Source organism: Pseudothermotoga sp. U03pept, from assembly GCF_051235805.1.
Classification (GTDB): Bacteria; Thermotogota; Thermotogae; order Thermotogales; family DSM-5069; genus Pseudothermotoga_B.
In genome coordinates, this window is the sequence record NZ_JBPNXV010000001.1 from 1631165 (window position 1) to 1651049 (window position 19885).

Annotated in this window: 16 protein-coding genes; 8 read left to right on the forward strand and 8 right to left on the reverse strand. The window is 43.2% G+C overall.

The features are described 5' to 3' along the window. Window positions 1-68: 68 nt before the first annotated feature. Window positions 69-1226 (forward strand): amidohydrolase, encoded by a 1158-nt coding sequence (locus tag ACSFC1_RS08015; protein WP_435565579.1) that lies wholly within the window; start codon window positions 69-71, stop codon window positions 1224-1226. A gap of 50 nt (window positions 1227-1276) precedes the next feature. Here ACSFC1_RS08015 and gltA read toward each other — a convergent pair whose 3' ends face one another. The 5 genes from gltA to ACSFC1_RS08040 form a co-directional block, all read right to left on the reverse strand. After that, on the reverse strand, window positions 1277-2689 hold the full coding sequence (gene gltA / locus ACSFC1_RS08020; protein ID WP_435565580.1) for an NADPH-dependent glutamate synthase: 1413 nt from the start codon (window positions 2687-2689) through the stop codon (window positions 1277-1279). Next, entirely contained in the window at window positions 2680-3519 is an 840-nt protein-coding gene (locus tag ACSFC1_RS08025) for a sulfide/dihydroorotate dehydrogenase-like FAD/NAD-binding protein (protein ID WP_435565581.1), read from the reverse strand. The genes gltA and ACSFC1_RS08025 overlap by 10 nt, the downstream gene beginning before the upstream one ends. A 626-nt stretch (window positions 3520-4145) precedes the next feature. Further along, window positions 4146-4769 carry a hypothetical protein gene (locus tag ACSFC1_RS08030; RefSeq protein ID WP_435565582.1) on the reverse strand — a complete coding sequence of 208 codons (624 nt, stop codon included), beginning with the start codon at window positions 4767-4769 and terminating at the stop codon, window positions 4146-4148. Then, the gene (locus tag ACSFC1_RS08035; RefSeq protein WP_435565583.1) at window positions 4766-5860 is read right to left on the reverse strand and encodes an FtsW/RodA/SpoVE family cell cycle protein; all 1095 of its coding nucleotides are present in this window, start codon (window positions 5858-5860) and stop codon (window positions 4766-4768) included. Before ACSFC1_RS08035 ends, ACSFC1_RS08030 begins: the two co-directional genes overlap by 4 nt. After that, window positions 5835-6737 carry a TIGR00269 family protein gene (locus ACSFC1_RS08040; protein ID WP_435565584.1) on the reverse strand — a complete coding sequence of 301 codons (903 nt, stop codon included), beginning with the start codon at window positions 6735-6737 and terminating at the stop codon, window positions 5835-5837. The genes ACSFC1_RS08035 and ACSFC1_RS08040 overlap by 26 nt, the downstream gene beginning before the upstream one ends. A gap of 72 nt (window positions 6738-6809) precedes the next feature. Between ACSFC1_RS08040 and ACSFC1_RS08045 the strand changes: the two genes are divergently transcribed. Genes ACSFC1_RS08045 through ACSFC1_RS08065 form a run of 5 tightly spaced genes read left to right on the forward strand, consistent with a single transcriptional unit; the run spans window position 6810 to window position 12672 of the window. Beyond that, the gene (locus ACSFC1_RS08045) at window positions 6810-7607 is read left to right on the forward strand and encodes a Rossmann-like and DUF2520 domain-containing protein (RefSeq protein ID WP_435565585.1); all 798 of its coding nucleotides are present in this window, start codon (window positions 6810-6812) and stop codon (window positions 7605-7607) included. After that, a complete protein-coding gene (panB, locus tag ACSFC1_RS08050; RefSeq protein WP_435565586.1) occupies window positions 7604-8407 on the forward strand; it encodes a 3-methyl-2-oxobutanoate hydroxymethyltransferase in 804 nt (267 codons plus the stop codon). Before ACSFC1_RS08045 ends, panB begins: the two co-directional genes overlap by 4 nt. Then, window positions 8404-9519, forward strand: a complete 1116-nt coding sequence (locus ACSFC1_RS08055; RefSeq protein ID WP_435565587.1) for a metallophosphoesterase family protein — start codon at window positions 8404-8406, stop codon at window positions 9517-9519. The genes panB and ACSFC1_RS08055 overlap by 4 nt, the downstream gene beginning before the upstream one ends. Next, window positions 9491-12052, forward strand: coding sequence for an AAA family ATPase (locus tag ACSFC1_RS08060; RefSeq protein WP_435565588.1), 2562 nt, complete (start codon window positions 9491-9493; stop codon window positions 12050-12052). The genes ACSFC1_RS08055 and ACSFC1_RS08060 overlap by 29 nt, the downstream gene beginning before the upstream one ends. Beyond that, window positions 12043-12672: a HEAT repeat domain-containing protein gene (locus ACSFC1_RS08065; RefSeq protein ID WP_435565589.1), complete on the forward strand. Its 630-nt coding sequence runs from the start codon at window positions 12043-12045 to the stop codon at window positions 12670-12672. Before ACSFC1_RS08060 ends, ACSFC1_RS08065 begins: the two co-directional genes overlap by 10 nt. Here ACSFC1_RS08065 and ACSFC1_RS08070 read toward each other — a convergent pair. After that, window positions 12662-13942 (reverse strand): amidohydrolase family protein, encoded by a 1281-nt coding sequence (locus ACSFC1_RS08070; protein WP_435565590.1) that lies wholly within the window; start codon window positions 13940-13942, stop codon window positions 12662-12664. The genes ACSFC1_RS08065 and ACSFC1_RS08070 overlap by 11 nt on opposite strands. Before the next feature lie 163 nt (window positions 13943-14105). Here ACSFC1_RS08070 and ACSFC1_RS08075 point away from each other — a divergent pair, with 163 nt between their 5' ends. Continuing rightward, the gene (locus tag ACSFC1_RS08075) at window positions 14106-15671 is read left to right on the forward strand and encodes a lysine 5,6-aminomutase subunit alpha (RefSeq protein ID WP_435565591.1); all 1566 of its coding nucleotides are present in this window, start codon (window positions 14106-14108) and stop codon (window positions 15669-15671) included. Then, window positions 15668-16411 carry an OAM dimerization domain-containing protein gene (locus ACSFC1_RS08080; RefSeq protein ID WP_435565592.1) on the forward strand — a complete coding sequence of 248 codons (744 nt, stop codon included), beginning with the start codon at window positions 15668-15670 and terminating at the stop codon, window positions 16409-16411. The genes ACSFC1_RS08075 and ACSFC1_RS08080 overlap by 4 nt, the downstream gene beginning before the upstream one ends. Here the strand turns inward: ACSFC1_RS08080 and ACSFC1_RS08085 are convergent. Further along, complete coding sequence (locus tag ACSFC1_RS08085) at window positions 16374-19004, reverse strand: CBS domain-containing protein (RefSeq protein ID WP_435565593.1); 2631 nt, start codon at window positions 19002-19004, stop codon at window positions 16374-16376. The two genes, ACSFC1_RS08080 and ACSFC1_RS08085, sit on opposite strands and share 38 nt — an antisense overlap. After that, complete coding sequence (locus ACSFC1_RS08090; protein ID WP_435565594.1) at window positions 18982-19785, reverse strand: SAM hydrolase/SAM-dependent halogenase family protein; 804 nt, start codon at window positions 19783-19785, stop codon at window positions 18982-18984. The genes ACSFC1_RS08085 and ACSFC1_RS08090 overlap by 23 nt, the downstream gene beginning before the upstream one ends. Window positions 19786-19885: the final 100 nt, after the last annotated feature.

Here is a 19885-nt window from a genome sequence, read left to right on the forward strand (position 1 = left end):
TAATAATACATTTATAGCAGTTATGGTAAACTCAAAGTACGTACTACTAACTAAGTGGAGGTGACTGTGTGAAGATCTTACTCAAGAATGCATTGATTTTCTCAATTGTGAAAAAGCCGTTCAAAGGTGATCTTCTGATTGAAGGTGGCAAGATTCAACAGATTGCTCAGAGTATCAAAGCGACCAAAGGTGCCGATGTGATTGATTTAGAAGGGAAGTACCTTTTTCCAGGTTTCATCGATGCACACTCGCACATAGGACTCTACCCAGAGGGTCTGGGCAATACCGAGAGTGAAGGCAATGAAATGACAGATCCAGTGACAGCCCATTTATTTGCCTTGGATGCTTTTTATCCAGATGACACTGCAATAAGAAAAGCACTCAGCGGTGGTGTGACAACAGCATTTGTTGTCATGGGCAGTGCCAATCCAGTTGGAGGACAGGGTTTCATAGCAAAATTCAAAAAGGGAACGGCAGCAGAAATGTGCATCGTCAATCCTGAAGGTGTGAAGATGGCATTTGGAGAAAATCCTAAGCGAGTCTATTCGGAGAAAAAGACGATGCCCACGACGCGAATGGGTACGGCTGCCGTTGTGAGAAGTTTTCTTTTGAAATCGCGAGACTATATGAAAAAGAAAGAACTCGCCAACAAGGAGGGCAAGGAATTCACAGAGACAGATCCAAAGTATGAGGTTGGGGAAAAACTCCTCAAGAGAGAGCTTGTTGCAAGAATACATGCGCACAGAGCCGATGATATTTTGACGGCTATAAGAATTTCAGAAGAGTTCAACCTGAAGTTTGTGATAGAACACTGTACAGAAGGGTACAAGGTCGCTGACCTGCTGGCAGAGAAGAAGGTACCCGTTGTCGCTGGTCCTCTTCTCACCTTTGCTACGAAATTGGAATTGAGGGACATGACGATGGAAAGTCTTTCCATTCTGGTACAAAAAGGTGTATTGGTAGCCTTGATGTGTGATCATCCGGTGATCCCACTTGAATTTGCAACTGTTCAGGCAGCTGCAGCGATGAGATACGGTATGAAAGAGGAAGAGTTGCTGAAGATGTTAACTATAAACCCAGCAAAGATTCTCGGTCTATCAGAAAGACTTGGTTCGATTGAGCCAGGGAAAGATGCTGATTTGGTTGTTTGGTCAGCTCATCCATTCGACATGAAAGCAGTCGTTGAAAAGGTATTCATTGACGGTGATATAGTCTATCAAAAATGAAAGGCGGCAGTAGCCGCCTTTTGAAACCCAAGTTGTATTCTACTCTTTAATCACCAAGGGTTATATTCCCCGCAGAGAAATTTGTCTATCCAATAAGCGGCTCTTTTACCCGCGCCCATAGCTTCGATTACAGTTGCAGCACCTGTCACGATATCGCCACCCGCAAAGACCTTTTTCAGGGTTGTTGCACCAGTTTCGCTGTCAGCGATTATATAACCATATTTGTTCAGAGACAAACCTTTGAACTCACTCAGTAGGAATCGATTTGCATCTGTACCTATTGCCTCGATTATCATGTCTGCCTCGACGATGAATCTGCTGTCTTCGATTGGAATTGGCTTACGCCTTCCTGATTCGTCTGGTTCACCCAGCTCCATGCTTATGCATTCGGCTCCGAGTACCCTACCTCTCTCATCTCCTATGTACTTTATCGGTTGTGTGAGCCACATGAATTGAATACCTTCTTCAACAGCATGCAGGTACTCTTCACGACGTGCTGGCATCTCTTGCTCTGTTCTTCTGTAGATGACCTTCACTTGTTTGGCACCAAGCCTTAGGGCACTTCTTGCTGCATCCATCGCAACATTTCCTCCACCTATAACTACAACTTGCGAACCCTTTTTCACTGGTGTGTCATAGCTGGGAAACAGATAAGCCTTCATCAAGTTCACTCTCGTGAGAAATTCATTTGCCGAATAGACACCATTCAGATTCGTGCCCTCGATCTTCATGAATTTGGGTGTACCAGCACCAATTCCCAAAAAGATGGCATCGTATTCTTGCAAAAGTTCATCAACGGAGATCGACTTCCCAACGGGTGTGTTCAGATGAATTTTGACAGAAAGAGATTCTATGTACTTAACCTCTCTTTCAACTATCGCTTTGGGTAGCCTGAACTCTGGTATGCCGTAGACCAAGACGCCACCGGGTTTGTGAAGAGTCTCAAAGACATCAACTGAATAACCCTTTTTGGCGAGATCTGCTGCAGCTGTCAAACCAGCAGGACCAGAACCAACGACGGCAATCTTTCCACCTTTTGACGGAGCAATCTCTATCCTTGGATCTTTTACATTGGTAGCTTCCCAGTCTGCAACAAATCTTTCAAGTCTTCCTATTGCCACTGGCTCTGAACCAGGTATCTTACCAACGACACATTTTTCCTCGCACTGAACCTCTTGAGGGCAGACCCTGCCACACACAGCTGGTAGGTTGTTGTACAGTTTCAAGATTCTTGCCGCTTCGTCAAAACGCCCTTCTTTGACTTCTCTTATGAAACCTGGTATATCTATTCCCACAGGACAACCACTGACACATGGATGCGTTGGACATTGTAAACACCTTCGTGACTCGATTAGTGCTTGCTCCTCGGTATAACCAAGCGCCACCTCTGAGAAATTCTTAATCCTTTCGTGGGGTTCTTGTTCTGGCATCAAAGTCTTCTTGGGGTTTGGTCTCACAGCCATGACAGATCACCGACACTTTCTTCGAAGACCTTAAGACTTTTCTGCTCTTCTTCGCGGTATTGAGCTAACCTGATGAGCAATTCCTCCCAATCCACCTTCGTTCCGTCAAACTCTGGGCCATCGACACACGCAAACTTCATCTGACCATCAACGGTTACCCTGCAAGCACCACACATACCTGTGCCATCCACCATTATTGGATTCAAAGAAACCCATAGCTTTAGTCCCAGTTGCTTTGCCTTCAAGGCACAGAATTTCATCATAACGGTTGGTCCCACAGCCCAGGCAATATCTATTCTGAAGTTATTTACAAGCATATCTATACCATCTGTCACCACACCTTTGACTCCGTATGAACCATCATCGGTGGTTACGACCAACTCATCAGCAAGATTTTGAAATTCATCCAACATGATCACATACTCTTTGCTGCGACCACCCAGAACTATGAAGAGTCTGTTTTGGTGTCTCTTCAGCTCTTTGGCGATCGGAAGTAAGGTCGCTATACCCACACCACCACCAACCAGCATGACATTACCAAAGTGTTTGATTTCACTTGGATTTCCCAAAGGTCCAACAACATCTGTCAACAGATCGTTTTCGTTCATCATACACAATTGGTAGGTACTTTTCCCAACAGCACGTACCACCATTCGAAAACTGTTTTCATAGATATCCGCAATGGTCAAAGGGATCCGTTCACCCCTTTCACCTATACGAACTATGATGAATTGTCCTGGTTTTGCCCTTTTGGCTATCTCTGGATTTTCAACAACGAAATCGTACACTTGTGGTGCTAACTTTGTTTTTCTGAGAATCTGATTCTTCAAACACTTCACCTCCTGTAAAAAAATTCAAGATTTCTTTCTCAGTTCTTCTCTTCAACAACTGATTATGCCAGAGCCTGAGTTTCCAGCTAAGAATTTAGAACCGATAATTTCTGCAACAAATGATTTCATGCATTAGCAGTGAACCTGATCTGAAAAGATGATATCTATTATTCGGTTTCATTTGATTCACTCGACGTTCAGAATCTGCTCTATCCATTTTAACAGTACCTCAACAAGAAGTCTTCATCTTCTGTAAGATGGAGATGAATTGCCGCTGATAGATACTCAGTTTCGGTTATGATAACACTATCCAAGTAAAGAGTTTGGCTAAGATGAATTGATATTTCGGGGAAGCCCTTTGAGCGTGTGGAATTCGGTAACAGTAGTTGCCTTGACCACGAAGCCACTACTTCTATAAATGGTGGCAGTTCACTCTGCGACAGGTTTTCAAAGAGCAATTAGAACTATCTCTCACACATTTCTAAGAATCAGTGCAACTTCTGGCTATTTTCTGTCATTGACATGTAACATTTTTCGAGTTATTATTTTCTTGGACAGCGACCCCCCTATCCCCCCTTGGATGGAACCAAGCTGCCTGAGGAGCCTGCGCAAGCAGGCTCCTCATTCTATTTCGGTATGTACAGAGAAAAATCTGACTCTAAGTTGTTCACCCTCGCATCTTTCCATGTGATAACCTTAGTCGGATGTTGTTTCGTTCCAACACCGTAGATCAAGAAACTCACCATCCCAGGCTTGCCTATCACAATGGTGCAATCCCTTGGTACCTGAAGAGAATACTGTGTTTGTATTGGAGGAGTTTTGAAGTAGTAGAACTTGTACGGAGCCAATCCCGGTTTTAGTTCCCTCGAAAAATAAACAGTATCACCTTTTCTAAAGGTTACCCAGACGCTTTCTTGTCCCATCACGAACAGTCTCAAGTATCCAGTGGTTGGATCATCGTAGAGTTCCTCGACAATTCTTTCGAGGTCTGTAGAGGTATTCGAAAGGAAATTCGCTGCCGAGATGTACTTGTCGAAAACAGAATTCGGTCCAAAAGAGGATTCAAGTTTTGATATCCTGTCATTCAGCATGTTTATCTTCTTTTCAAGACTTGAAACAACCGCATCTTGTTGTTTTTTCTGTTTGAGATAGTACACGAAAGAGAAGATAGATAGAACCGATCCACACACAAGAGCAACTATGAAGAGAAAAACAAGAAAACTCACCAAGAATTCCCGCCTCTTTCTCACCACAGTTGACCTCCCTCCATTTCCTTACCCGTCCTACCCACTGCATAAGATTTTTCAACCATACCAAGTTTGATGCAGAAGAACAATGTCGACGATCCGCCATAACTTATGAAAGGCAGGGGGATACCAGTCACAGGCATTATTCCCATAGCCATTCCCATGTTCACAAAGACGTGCAGAACAAAGATCGTCATAACTCCCACATCTACGAGCTGCCAGAATTCATTTTTTGCAAGCCTTATCACATTCGCTATTCTGAAGGCCAGCAGAGAGTAAAGTATTATGCACAGAGATATTCCGATAAATCCGAATTCTTCTCCTATGACTGACAGAATGAAATCAGTATGATTCTTTGGGACATACCTCCAAATAGTCGATGGACCTTTCAGATAACCTCTGCCCGTAGGACCACCTGAACCAATCGTGTGAACAGATTGTGTTACGTTGTATGCACTACTCTGCCTGAAGGTTGACGGTGATAGAAATGAGATAATTCTTTCCTTTTGATACTCTTTGAGCCCAAAGAAGTACAACACCGGCAGCAGTGCGAGTAGAATGATCATGATCAAAAGAACAGGCTTCAACGACATTCGAGAACAAAAGACCACCGAGAACCACAGAACGACAAGCAGTATCGCTGTGCCAAGATCTGGCTCAACTGCCACCAATAGCACCATTGAAGTAACCACCAGAAAAGAGAGGATCAGATTTTTGATAGTTTTCCTCATCAATATCGTGGCAGTGATCAGTATCACACATATCTTAGCAACCTCAGATGGCTGAAAGTATCCAACCTTCAAATCAAACCAGCGGCGGGCACCTCCAGAGACCGTACCAAAGAAAAGGACTAACACAAGGCTGAGAAAACACAAAAAGTACAAAAACCAACTCAACCTCTGCAAATCTCTCTCTCTGAGCAGCATCGTCAAGAAGAGTGCTGCCATACCCAAAATGTCCCAGATCACCTGTTTTTTCACAAAGCTTGTTCCGTAGGCCCTCGTGCTACTGTATATGGCTAAGAGTCCTACGACCATCAGCAAGGCAACGATTATTGGTATGAAAAGATCAATTCGCCTGTTCTCCCATGGCATTCTCTATCCTCTCTCTCATCCTACAGAAAGAACATTTATCAGTCGTCGTTGGATAACCACAAGTGACACATTCATTCAGCAAAATAGCATCACGTTGGAATAGACTAAGCCTTTGAAATTGTTTATAGAATCTCAATTTTGTACCAGGTTGATCGATTTCTAGTCTGTTGAGTAAACTCTTGTATCTCAGAGAGCTCGCATCCTTAGAGAAAGGACATCTTTCGCTTTCAAAAGGTATTTCGTTGAGCATCGCATAGACGTAGATCTCTTTCTCAGTTAACCAAACCAGTGGCTTTGCCTTAGCCACGATTCTCTTGTGAGTCTTTGGCATGAATGGAGCCTGTCTTTGCAGGTATTCCAAGTTCCAGTTCAAGAGATTACCAAGTAAAAATGAGACCTCATCGTCTAAATTATGACCTGTGACCAGTAGATCATAGCCGTTCTCATAGGCAACTTTGTTCATAAGATATCTTCTGATTAAACCACAAACAGAACATGTCGGCCTTCTTATCAATTTGGCTACTTCTGGTGTCGTAAGTCCTGATAAATACTCTTTTACATCCACGATCATTAGTTCTCTTGACATCTTTACCGCAAAATCAGAAATCACATTGCTTTTCAGTTCACCAATTCCTGTATCGATCAACAAACCAGAAGTCTTGTAACCCAGTTTGTTCAGCACATACCAGAGAGTCATACTGTCTTTGCCGCCAGAAACTGCCACGAGAACTCTGTCATCTTTCTGAATCATCGAGTACTCGGTGATAGTTCTCTGAATGCATTTCTCGAAGTACTCGATGAAGTGTTCGGCGCAGAAAGCAGTGTTGTGTTGAATGAGCCTGATGACGGCAGTTTTGGAACATTTCTTGCACTTCATCCAGTAACCTCCTAAGAACTTCCTTCAAGATCATTTTATCATTATGTGGTTTAATTAAAATGGTGGATCTGTATGGTCATAAACATCGCAGGCACGAGTAAGGTTGCATTAGTTCTTTGCAAAACTTTGATCGAAGATAATGACTTCTCAGTTGGTTATGTCATTTCGCGCTCTAAGGAAAGAGCCATTTCCTTCGTGCAAAAACTTGGTGCAGGAACTCCAGTGAATTACGAAGATGAGTTTGTCTTGAAAGATATCGTTTTCATAGCTGTTCCAGACAGCGTCATCAGGTATGTCTATCAGCAACTTAAGAGTAAAATAGATGTAGATGCACTGATCTATCACTTCAGTGGATTTTTCTCTTCAGAGGTTTTCGAAGGCGCAACAGGAAGAGGTTCGATCCATCCTAATCTTGCCTTTGCAGATGAAGAAGTGGCTTTCAAAATGATCAAAGGTTGTTGTTTTGGCATAGAGGGCAATGAAAAAGGTCTTTCTCTCGCAAGAGAAATGGTGAAGAAGATATCCGGATGCTGGATTGAAATTCCTCAAGGTGCAAAAGGCGCTTATCATCTCGCTGCAGTGGTAGCATCGAATTTCGGTGTCGGACTTGCGTACCTTGCAAAGAAGATCTATGAGCTTCATCGAATAGAAGGTTTTGAGAAGATCATACCTCAGTTGATGCTGAATACAGTTGAGAATATCTCAAGACTTGGTGTTGAGGATTCTCTCACTGGACCAGTTGCAAGAGGTGACTGGGCAGTCGTAGAAGCGGAAGGAGTTCTTTTCGAGAAATCATTTCCAGAGTATCGAGAAATTTACAGAATTTTCGTAGATCTCCTAAGAGATATCAGTAAAGGGGTGAGAAGATGAACGTTCAGAAATTCATGTCGATGAAAGGTAAAGAACAGATCGTCTTGATCACTGCTTATGATGCTCCTTTTGCCAATATCGTTCACCAAGCTGGTGTAGATGCAATACTGGTCGGTGATTCTGTTGCAAACAACGTTCTTGGTTACTCAGATACCTTAGCTGCAACGATGGAGGATATGATACGTCACACTCAAGCCGTTAGGCGCGGAGCACCTGAAGCTTTTATCATTGCAGATATGCCTTTTCTGTCCTATCAATGCTCTCACGATGAAGCTGTGAAAAATGCTGGAAGATTCTTGAAGGAAGCTGGCGCAAACGCTGTGAAACTCGAAGGAGGTTCCTTCTATGCACCTCTGATAGAGAGATTGGTAAAAGCCGGCATACCGGTCATGGGGCATCTTGGCTTGACTCCCCAATCGGTGAATCTCTTTGGTGGCTATAAAGTGCAAGGTAAGACTGAGAAAAGCGCAGAATACCTCCTTGAAGAAGCAAAGGCAATAGAAAAGGCTGGTGTATTTTCGATAGTACTGGAAATGGTAGTCGAGGAAACGGCAAAGAGAATTACGGAAAATCTAACTGTACCGACGATCGGTATAGGTTCTGGCCGATACTGTGATGGACAAGTTCTGGTACTGCATGATCTGCTCGGTTTGAACCCAAGCTTTCTTCCGAAATTCGCAAAGAGATATGCAAATCTCTATCAGACATCATTAGAAGCTGTACAGAAATATGCTCTCGAGGTGCGCAGTCGTACCTTCCCATCAGAAGAAAACGTTTTCAAAGCTGGTGGAGGATCATGAAAATCTTGCACACCTCTGATTGGCACTTGGGTTTGGAATCTTGGATGGGTTCAAGAGCGGTGGACAGGCTTGAAGAGACAAAGAATTCTCTTTCTCACCTTGTGGAGATAGCAGAAAAAGAAAAGGTTGAAGTTGTTTTGATCACAGGGGACGTATTACACAAAAAGAATGCTCCGAGAATCGAGGTTTTGAATGTACTTTCAGAGATCGTCTCTTCTTTCGCAAGAATCGCTCCAACCTTTCTCGTGATGGGCAACCACGACTGGCAAGGACTTAAGACATGGAACAACTTACCGGTGAAGAATCTTTTCGTGGTTGACCGCCCAGATCAAGTCACTCTGGAGAAGATAAAGATCTTCTTCTTGCCCTATGTCGATCCTCAGAGACTGCTCGGGATGAAGGATGATCCCTTAGCTGCTGCCGGGGAGTATCTGAACAACTTCTTAGTACAAGTCCGTAATCAAATAGATGAAACGAAGATCAACATACTTGCTGGACATCTCTTAATCGAAGGATTGATCGAATCTGATGAAGAGAGTTCCATAGGTGTACAGATAAAGAAATCCGTGATTCCCACTGGTTTGAATTACGTTGCACTCGGTCACATACACAACAGGTCTGTTGTGCAGCAATCACCGCTGACTTGCTATGCAGGATCACCAATAGCACTCGACTTCGGAGAGGAAAAAGACAACAAGGGTGCTATCGTCGTGGAGTTCGAAAAGGACAGGGTAAGAGTTCATCAGATAAACACACCGAGAAAGTCTTTGAAAACCTTCTCTGTGCTGGATTATTCTGAAGACGCTCTCAGATCGTTGACTAAAGAACTCAAGAGTTTTGACGGTTATGCTCGCGTGATATTCGACAGCCATCCATCAGATGAAGTACGCAGGTATTTGATGGAAAACTTCGAATGTGTTGTGAAAGTGCAGTTCAAGAAAAGTGAAAGGCAAAGTCAACAACCAAGCATTGTAACAAGAGAAAAGGTGGATATTCTGCAACTGTATGATAAGTATGTGAAGGGTAGATTCGGTGAAACCGAAGTCTTGATGGTTGATCTGGTGAAGAAGATTCTCAAGGAGGTTGAAGAAGATCAGACCAATCAGTATTGAGATAAGAAACTTTCTGGGGATTGAAGATTGCAAAGTGGACTTCAAAGAAGGTGTTTTTCTCATCCTGGGTCAGAACGGGGCAGGTAAGTCTTCCTTGCTCGAAGCAATCGTTTTCGCTCTGTATGGAACTGGTGTCAGATATGGAAGGAAAAGCCCTGCTGATTACCTGCACTCGGGTAGATCGGACTGCCAGGTTAGGTTCTGTTTTCTCAGAAACGGCAAGAAGTATGAAGTACTCCGACGTGTGAAGAGCTCTGGAGGTACAGAGGCCTTACTGATTGAAAACGACTCTGTGGTTGCAACCCAAAGGAGTAATGTGGATAAAGAACTGCAAAGAATTTTCGACACCTCTTATGACAGTTTCATTGCTACCTTTTTCTTGCCACAGGGCAGAGCAACATACTTGCTCACGGCAAAGAGATCAGAGATCAACGACATAGTTTTCGACATACTTTTTCCAAAAAAGGTGCTGAGAGTTGTCCAGGAAAAGGTCAATGAACTGGTGAAAAACCTTCATGCAGAAAGTGAAAAAAGACAAGCAAGATTGTCAGATCTCAGAGATAGGTCTGACAAACTATCACAACAGGTTTCAGCAGAAAAAATTGCATTTCTCAACAACAGACTCAGCCAACTCTACAAAGAGATCGAGTCTAAGCAAGAAGCAGTGAAGGTAGTAGAACAAGAAAGGCAATTGTGGGAACAGATCAAACAAATTGAAAATACTCTGACAACTTTGAAAGCAGAGAGATTGAAACTCATTGAAGCGGCAGAAGAAGAAAAAAAGATAAGTCTTGCGAGATCTCTGAATGGAGAGTTTCAGATTTTGGCAAATCTTCGCGAAAAAGTCGATTACCTGCAAAAAGAGAAGAAGAAATCAACACAACAGATGGAGCTTTACAGAAGTGGTCTCCTTCAAGCCCAAGGTGAACTCAAGAAGCTGCGCGAAAAGCAAAACGAACTTGAAAGGCAATTGAGTATCCTTTACACAGATAGAGAGAGATTCCATAAGATCGAACTGCAGAGTGAGCCTTTAATCAACGAACTGAGCCAACTCGAAACAGCGGTTGTGTTTTTGGAAAGAGAGAAAAATGAATTACATGATAGTCTGTCCCAGTTCGACCGACAACTGACTGAGAAGCAGCAAATACTACAGAAACAAGGTGCTGAGATTCGAAAGTTAGAGGATGAATTTGATTCGGTAAAAGAAAAGAGCTTATTGTGGATGGCTCACGAAATAGCTCAGAACCTTCAAGATGGTGATAGATGCCCAGTGTGTGGGAGTACTTTTCGAAAGATCTACATAGACAAAGTCGAAGGTGATGCACGGAGATATCAACAACTAAAAGAAAGTATGGAAAAAGTCCAAAAACAGATACAGCAAGCAGAACTGGAGACCAAGTCCCTTCTTGAACAAAAGGAGAAAACATTGGCGCGTGCGAACCAGACAGAAAAAGACCTCTTGGCGAAAACACAAAAGATTGAATCAATCAAAGAACAGCTTACGAAACTGGGCTTTGAGAGTTCACTCAGAAACAAGATACAGGATGTCTCAATGAAGATAGAAAAGACCTTACAACAAAGAACTGAAATTCAATCCAAAGTTTCGAAACTCGAAGAACTCACCGAGCAGTCTTCAAAGAGAATCGAAGAGCTCAGTAAAGAAGAGCATCAAATCTCAAGTGAGTTGGAACAAATCAGTAAGAATTTAATTGAGGCAGAAAAAGAGTTCCACGAAAAACTGAAGCAGATAGGTTTTACTCCTGTAGAATTTGAGATATATCGTGCAAAACAACCACCACAAGAAGGCGCTGTACAGATTCTTCAAAAGATAGAGCTGGAAATTGAAAGAAACGTAGAAAAACTAAGCCAACTGCGAGAAGCGGTGAAAATGGATTTTGAAATGTGTGAAAAAGAATACAAGAAACTGTCAATCGAATTGGAGCAGCTCAAGAAAGAAAGAGAAGAAAATCTCAAACAGAAGGCTGTGCTGGAACATGTACTGCAAGAGTTGAAAGTCATTGAAGAACAAAAACTGATACTCGAAAAAGAGTACAAATCGATTGATGCAGAGTATCGAATCGCCCAAGCAGTCAAGGAAACTCTTTCGGCGAGAGAGTTTCAATCATTTGTCACCAACATAGTCCTTGATGAAATCAGAGTAAGAGCCAACGATATTCTCGATACCATCACCGATGGCAGATTCAAGATCCGAGTCAATGAGAACGGTTTTGTCATAACCGATGGAGGCATAGAAAGAGATGCAAGTGGTCTGTCCGGTGGTGAAAAAACTATAGTTTCACTCGCTTTGGCAATATCGATTGCCGAGACCACAGCAGGGCAAATGGAGGCCTTTTTCATAGACGAAGGTTTCTCATCATTGGACGAGGAGAACAAATTGCGCATAGCGAACGCCTTGAAACAAATGGAGAAACTCAACAAAGTGATTGGATTCGTCACACATGATCAGCAATTTGCAGATTACTTTGAAAGAAAGCTGATCGTCGAAAAAGGTGGTGTGGTGAGGTGGCAGTAGAAGAATATCAATCACTGATAGAGAGAATCGTTCAAGAAAAAGGAGCACAGGCGATTCCCAAACTTTTGGAACTACTCACCGACGAGAACGAAGAAGTCAGAGAAATCGTTCTACAAACGATTCACAGATTCGGAGATGAAGCTAAACAAATACTGCTGAAGAAGTTCAGAGAAAAACTGGCTGAATCGACTAAGAACGATGTGCTGACCCTTTACCTAGTGGATATCCTCTCCGACATGGGAGAAAAAAGCATAAAAAAAGATCTCTACCAGTTGCTCAACAAGTACGATTATGAAAACGCGCAGATAGTAATATACGAAGCACTTGCGAAATTAGGAGATGGGGAAAAGGTCATCGACATTCTGTCCTATTTGATGCTGGAAGACGAATACAGAACTGAACTCGCCGAGCAAGTTGCCATGGCACTTTCTCATATTCCGACAGCAAAAGCGTTGGATTGTCTTGTGAAGGCATATCAAGATGAACAGCTCAAAGGAGCAAAGCCGTTCATCTTGAAAGCCATAGCTATTATAACGTTGAAAGACCAACAACTGTGGGATCACCTACAGAAAATATCACCAAAGAATTTGATCGGTGATATTCAAGAGTTTATTTCATAGAACACTTCAGCAAATCTTTAACAACGGCACCTTCTTTCAAAACCATGAGTATATTCGATGGTTCCATAAGAGTTCTAACGTTTTCAAGAGGATTTTCCTTTAGAACGACAATGTCAGCCATCTTGCCTGCCTCGATAGTACCAGTGATCTCAGAAAAGCCCACAGCCTGGGCGGCATTCTTGGTTGCGGCAACGATCGCCTCCATAGGGCTCATACCTATTTTCTCTACAAACAACACGATTTCCAGCGCATTTTGTCCATGTTTGAAAGCGTTTGTACCTCCAAGGAAGTCAGTACCTGTTGCAAGTTTTACACCAGATTTGTAAGCCAGCTTTATGTTCTCGATGTGTATTTTGTAGACTTGCTCACATTTCTGTAAGCCCCACTCCGGTATACCGATCTGCTTTCCATATCTCATGATGTGTTCGACTATAGAAAGAGTTGGCACGACTATTGCATCTTTTTCCTTTGCAAGATCACAGCATTCTTGATCGATGAAAATCGCATGAGCTATCACCTTCACACCAGCCAAGAGCGAGTTCTTTATTCCTTCTGTTCCTTGAGCATGTGCGTGAACAAATCTTTTGGCGTGTTTTGCCTCTTGGACTATCGCTTTGAGCTCCTCGATAGTGAACTGTGTGTACTCTGGCCTATCTTTTTCAGAGAGAACGCCACCAGTTGCTGAAACCTTTATGAAATCAGCACCACATCTGAGTGCGTATCTGGCAGCCTTCTGACACTCTTCTACGCCGTCGCAGATGAGAGCACCAAGAGAACTTTTGAACCTCGATTCTCTGGGATCGACGTACTGTATCGGCAGATAATGTTCATCGCCATGACCAAAGGTTTGCGAGAGAGTGTGACCAGCAGCCGATATCCTTGGACCCAAGATGGTTTTCTCTTCGACAGCCTTCTTGACACCCACGGCAATAGATCCTCCAGCATCTCCTATGCTTGTAAACCCCGAGCAGATCAAAGCCTCCAAGTCTTTGACAACTCTTGCAACAAGAACTTCATAAGGTACCAAAAGCGATTCTTTCAAAAGATCTCCACTTCTAAAACCCGTTAAATGTAGATGAGCATCGATCAGACCTGGAATAAGAAATGCATCTCGAAGATCAATAACCTTGAAATCATGCTGTGTAGGCGTGAAACTCCCTTCAGTGATCTCCACTATCTTGCTGTCTTGAATAAAAACAGTTCCTTTGAATGGCTCCTTACCAGTACCATCGATGATAACTGCATTGGTTAACGCGATACTTTCTGCCATCAGAACACCTCCTCATTTGAGAATTTCATGTATGATAAAACATCTCTGCTAAGTTGTCAACACGGTTCGGTTGTTCAAAGTCAAGAGATGTTTTTTTGCAACCTCAACGTGATAAAACTGTTGTTTACGCGCGATGTGGTACGATTTTCATGGAGGTGTGTACATGGATCGCCCGAGAATCAAGTTGGATAAGAAGGTTGTCGATTATGCGAGAGAGCTTGCAAAAGAGATCACCGATGAAATTCAGGAAATGATCCAACAACATTCAACTGTCTCCATCGAGAGAACGGTTCTCAGGCTTTTTGGAGTCGACGGAGTCACAGACGATCAAATACCCATTGTGAATTCAGTGGTCGACAAGCTCAAAGAATGGCATATGCTCGAAGATGGCGCGGCAAGAACAATCACAAACGCGATGATCGTATTAGACAAAGATGTCCAAACCGTATGTGAAGCAATTGTAGATGGTCTGGACCTGAGATCTTTACCCCGCGCACCAGAGGAGAAGATCTCACAAATGATGAGAGAAATCTCAGCAGAGGCACTCGACAGTATAGAAAGGAAGAGTCAAGAAAGAGAGAGCCTTCTTGAGGAACTGGGCGATCCACCTCAACCTTACAAATACCTCATCGTTGCAACTGGAAATATCTATGAAGATGTGGCGCAGGCAAGATCTGCCGTAAATCAAGGTGCAGATATCATCGCCGTTATAAGATCGACGGCGCAGAGTTTGCTCGATTACGTACCGTACGGTGCAACCACCGAAGGTTATGGTGGAACCTATGCAACACAGGAGAATTTCAGAATAATGAGGCAAGCACTTGATGAAATAGCTAAGAAAGTCGGTAGGTACATCAGACAAGTGAATTACGCTTCGGGTTTGTGTATGCCAGAAATTGCCGCTATTGCTTCCCTGGAGGGACTCGACATACTTTTGAACGATGCGATGTACGGCATTCTGTTCAGGGATATAAACATGATCAGAACCTTCACAGATCAGTACACCTCCAGATTGTTGTGTGCTTTCGCGGGGATAACGATAAACACCGGAGAAGACAACTATTTGACAACATCAGACGCCATAGAAAAGGCACATACTGTTACAGCCTCTCAGTTGATCAACGAACAGTTCGCACTTAAGGCTGGAATGAAACCTGCATTGATGGGACTTGGGCATGCCTTCGAGATAAATCCGGATATTGAAGATGGTTTGCTCTATGAAATAGCACACGCGATGCTTACAAGAGAGCTCTTCCCAGACTACCCCATTAAGTACATGCCACCGACGAAATTCATGACTGGAAATATATTCAAAGGCTATGCCGTGGAAACTCTGTACAATCTGGTTTCGGTGATGACCGGTCAGGGCATACAACTGCTTGGCATTCTCACTGAAGCAATTCACACACCATATCTGCAGGACAGATATCTCGCCTTGGTCAACGCTAACTATGTCTTTAACAATGCGCGCCATCTTGGCGGAGAAATTCTCTTCAAAGAAGATGGTTTCATAGAGAGACGCGCGAACGAGGTACTCAAAGAGGCTGTCAAATTGCTTGAACACACAAGAGAAGTTGGGCTTCTCAAGGCAATAGAAGAAGGTCAGTTTGCCGATATATCTCGAAGAAGAGATGCCGGAAAAGGACTTGAAGGTGTTTTCAAGAAGTCCGAAAATTACTGTAATCCCATACAAGAAGAGCTGGAAAGGCGACTGGGGGTGAAAGGATGATAGATCTGAGGAGCATTAGACCTTATGGAGACCAGATGGGAGATGGAGCTGTACAGCTTTCTTTCACCATTCCATTGGAATGTGGTCCACTTGCACGTGAGGTAGCCAAGCACTTTTGTGAGAAATTGGGCTTCCAAGATGTCACTGTGGCAACAATGGAGGACATGGGAGAAAACTTCACCTTTTTTGTCGTCTATGCGAAAACGACAATCTCTGTGGATGCTTCAGCGATAAAGATCGTCGCACCCAAGTTCAAGAAGATGACACGTGAGCAACTGGATGATCTAGTGAAAAGAGAGTTCAACAGACAGATAGTTGTGGTTGGTGCAACCGTTGGAACAGACGCACACACGGTTGGACTCGATTCAATTCTGAACATGAAAGGTTTCCACGGCGACTACGGTTTAGAAAGATATCATGCCTTCAAGGTTTACAACATGGGTGCCCAAGTTCCTCCGATTGAACTCGTGAAAAAGGCACGTGAGGTTCAAGCAGATGTAGTCCTCGTTTCCCAGGTTGTTACCCAGAGAAACATCCATATCAGACACCTTACAGAGTTAATGGATCTTCTCTATGCAGAAGGTTTGAGAGAAGATTTGTTGGTGATCGTCGGTGGTCCAAGGATCACACACGAACTCGCTCTAGAACTCGGGTATGATGCTGGTTTCGGTGCTGGCACTACACCGAGCGATGTCGCCAATTTCATCGTTCAAGAGCTTTTGAGGAAGTTTTCTCGTTGATGAATTTCTTGACGAATTCCTCTTCCTGATCGTCGGTGATGATACCATCAAGTTTTGCACAGAACAGCTCTTCAAGTATTTCACCGACGATCCTTCCAGCTTTCAAACCAAAGTTCTTCACAAGAGAATGTCCATCGATCTTTGTCTTCGTTGCTTTCTTTCTTTGGAGAAACTCTTTCAGATAAGCTTGAGACTCCATATCGAGATATGAACTGAGATAGCAGTAAGCCTCAGGTGTGAAGTCTTTTGAAATCTTGTGGATGTCAGAGAAGTTCAATCTCGAAGAGACTATCTTAGATAAAGGTACGATCATCTTTCTCACCAACTTGAGTTCAGTGATGAATGAATTCGAAAGACCATATCTTTCCTTGATCTGATCAAGAGCCGTATCACCGTGGTATTCCAGAAACACGAACATAACGACGTAAAACCTGTCGATCGAGCCAAAAAAATCTTCAGCCCATGGAATGAAATAGAAGGCTGACCTGAGCTTCTCTTCCATCGCAGACGTGTAGAAAACACCTGGGAACATTCTCTTTATGACCTCAAATTCAGAGAGTCTCTTCAGCGCGACAGGAGGATCTTTCTCATTGAGAATCTTTTCGAACTCTTGTCTGAGTCTCTGACCCGTCACCCTTTCCAAATAACCTTGTTGCACAGCTTGTAGCATCAATTGACTTGTCTGGAGTTCTATTTTGAAACCAAAGCGGGTTTCAAATCTCACCGCCCTAAGAATTCTGGTTGGGTCTTCCACAAAACTGAGCGTGTGAAGGCACCTTATCAATTTGCTCTCCAAATCCCTCTTCGCACCGAAGAAATCTATCAAAGTACCAAAACTCTGTGTGTTGAGTTTTATCGCCATAGCGTTTATCGTGAAGTCTCTTCGATAAAGATCCTTCTTTATCGTACTAACTTCAACCTGCGGTAGTTCCGTTGGAGATTCGTAGTACTCCGTTCGTGCTGTGGCTACATCGATCCTGAAACCATCTTTGAAAAACAAAGAAGCCGTGAGAAATTTTTCATACTTGACTAATTTCGCACCAAGTTGAGTTGCCGCGTACTCTGCAAAAGCCAGTCCATCTCTTTCAACAACTATATCCATGTCGTAATTTGGATTACCCATGAGCAAGTCGCGTACGAAACCGCCCACTATGTAGACAGGCAACTTGATCTCATCACCAAACCTCCCAAGTGTGCGCAGCAGATCTGTAACTCGTTTTGGGAGATTGCTTATCAAAAGCTCTCTCACATCTGAAAAAATTATCTGAGTACTCTCATGAACTGTCTTTCTTGGCAAGCGCTTAACTGCATCGGAAAAACTCGCTCTCATGATATCGGTTCTCGTGATTATTCCAACGAGTATGCCGTGATCAATAACTGGTATTCTACCTATATCGTTTTCGATCATAAGCTGCCTAACCTTGCTCAAGGGCGTCTCTGGTGAAACAACGACAAGTTTGCTTGACATTATCGATCTTACTGGCGCATTCTGCAAACCATGATTCATAGCCCTGTCTACAGCCTTCTTTGTCACAATGCCAACTAATTTGTTTCCCTCAATCACCGGCATTCCATTGTGTCCTGTTCTCTCCATTATTTTGTTGACTTCACCTGTAGTCATTTCGGCATAAGCTACCCTGACAGGGAAAGACATCATATCTTTCGCGCACAACCCGGTGTTGAGATATTTCCTCAACGATTCCAAGACGATTCTTTTAACCTCTGAAAGGTCTTGTGTGTTGAGCGTACAGCTTGCCGCTTTTCGATGACCTCCGCCACCCAGCTCTGAAATCAGACCACCGATATCAACATCATTAGACGATGTTCTACCGATAACATGAGTTTTCTTCCCAGTTCTTATGATACAGATCAACGTCTCTACACCTTCAAGATACCAAAGTTTGCTGGTCACCGCATTGAGCCCGCCCACAAACTTGTCGGTTTCAGCAACACTCACATTCACCGTGACTCCATCTATCTGTAAGGTCTCAAGATTTGATATCAGCGATTCAAAAATCATCTTTTGGTCATAATTGAGATCATACTTTATGAAATCAGAGACTTCGATCAAATTTGCACCATTCTGGAACAGATATTTGATTGCCTCTATGTCGCGAACGGTTGTAGTTGTATAGAGCAAATTGCCGGTGTCTTCGTATATCGCAATCGCAAAAAGTGTTGCCTCAATCGAATCAATTTGAATGTTTCTCTTTCTGATCTCTTCGAGCAACAGAGTAACCGTTGCGCCGACATTCTCTATTTTTCTCTCACCTTTTATCGATATTTCCTTAATGTCAGGATGATGATCAAACACTCTCAACTCAGAAACCTTCTCCAGAATCATCTGAACTCTCTCGCCCAACCTTTCTTTCGAAGCCGTGTCAACTACGATCAGCGAATCAACAACCTCCTCTGAAAGATCTCTTTCGGTGAGAAAAGGGTATCTCTCCTCATATATCGAGAGATACTGAGCAAGATTCTGTTGGGGAATACCGCTCAGCAGAACAGTGTGATCTGGAAAGAGTTTCTTAGCCGCTATACACGAAGCAAAACAATCAAAGTCTGGGTTTTTATGACCTACGATTAGTCTCAAGTTTTCTCCTCCTGAGTTTTATTTGAGCTCCTTCTTCTAAGTTGAAAACTTCAGCTGCAGAACCCTGATTTATCGATATTTCAAGATACCCAGAACTGTCTATGTGAACGAGTGCCTTACCCTTCTCTACATCACCATAAGCCCTGACATAGCTCAGTTGAAAGGTGTCATTCAGCACAATAGTGTCATCGATATCCCAACCAAGGTTCTTCACAAAAGCGGCTGGTATATTTGTCTCAACATTTCCAAAACCATCACAGAAAGCCACTTCTCCCAAAACTGACTCTCCTTCAATTTGCGCGATCTTCACCGGCAAAACAATGTAGTTTGGAAGGACATTGCCTATCTTCTCGAAAGCCACACCGCTTGACAGATGTGCGGCCACTGCAGCAAAGATATCTCGACCATGAAAGGTATTCGAAGATCCGTAATGATAGGATTTGTTGTCCAATTCTCTCACTTGCTTCACTCCATACAGGAGGGCAACGTATGTGAAGATGCCATTGTCAGGACCCACATAGAACTGCTCGTTCTTCGTTCTCATGCAGATACTTTTTCGAGCCGTTCCAACTCCGTAATCGACAACAGCAACGAAAATCGTACCCTCCGGGAAATCCGCAGATGCCCTAAGAAGAACATGGGCAGCCATTCTCACATCGAAAGGCTTGATATCATGCGTGATATCAATGATGTCCACGTTTGGGTTTATCCTTTTCATAACTGCCTTTGCGACACCTACATAGTAACTCTTCAACGACCAATCTGTCAGAAAAGCTATCACTCTCTAACCTCCCTTTCTCAATAGAATACCACAACAAAAACTGTTCTCTTGAAATTCTCATTCAAGTGGGTGTATACTTGTGTTGTGAAAAACCTATCAC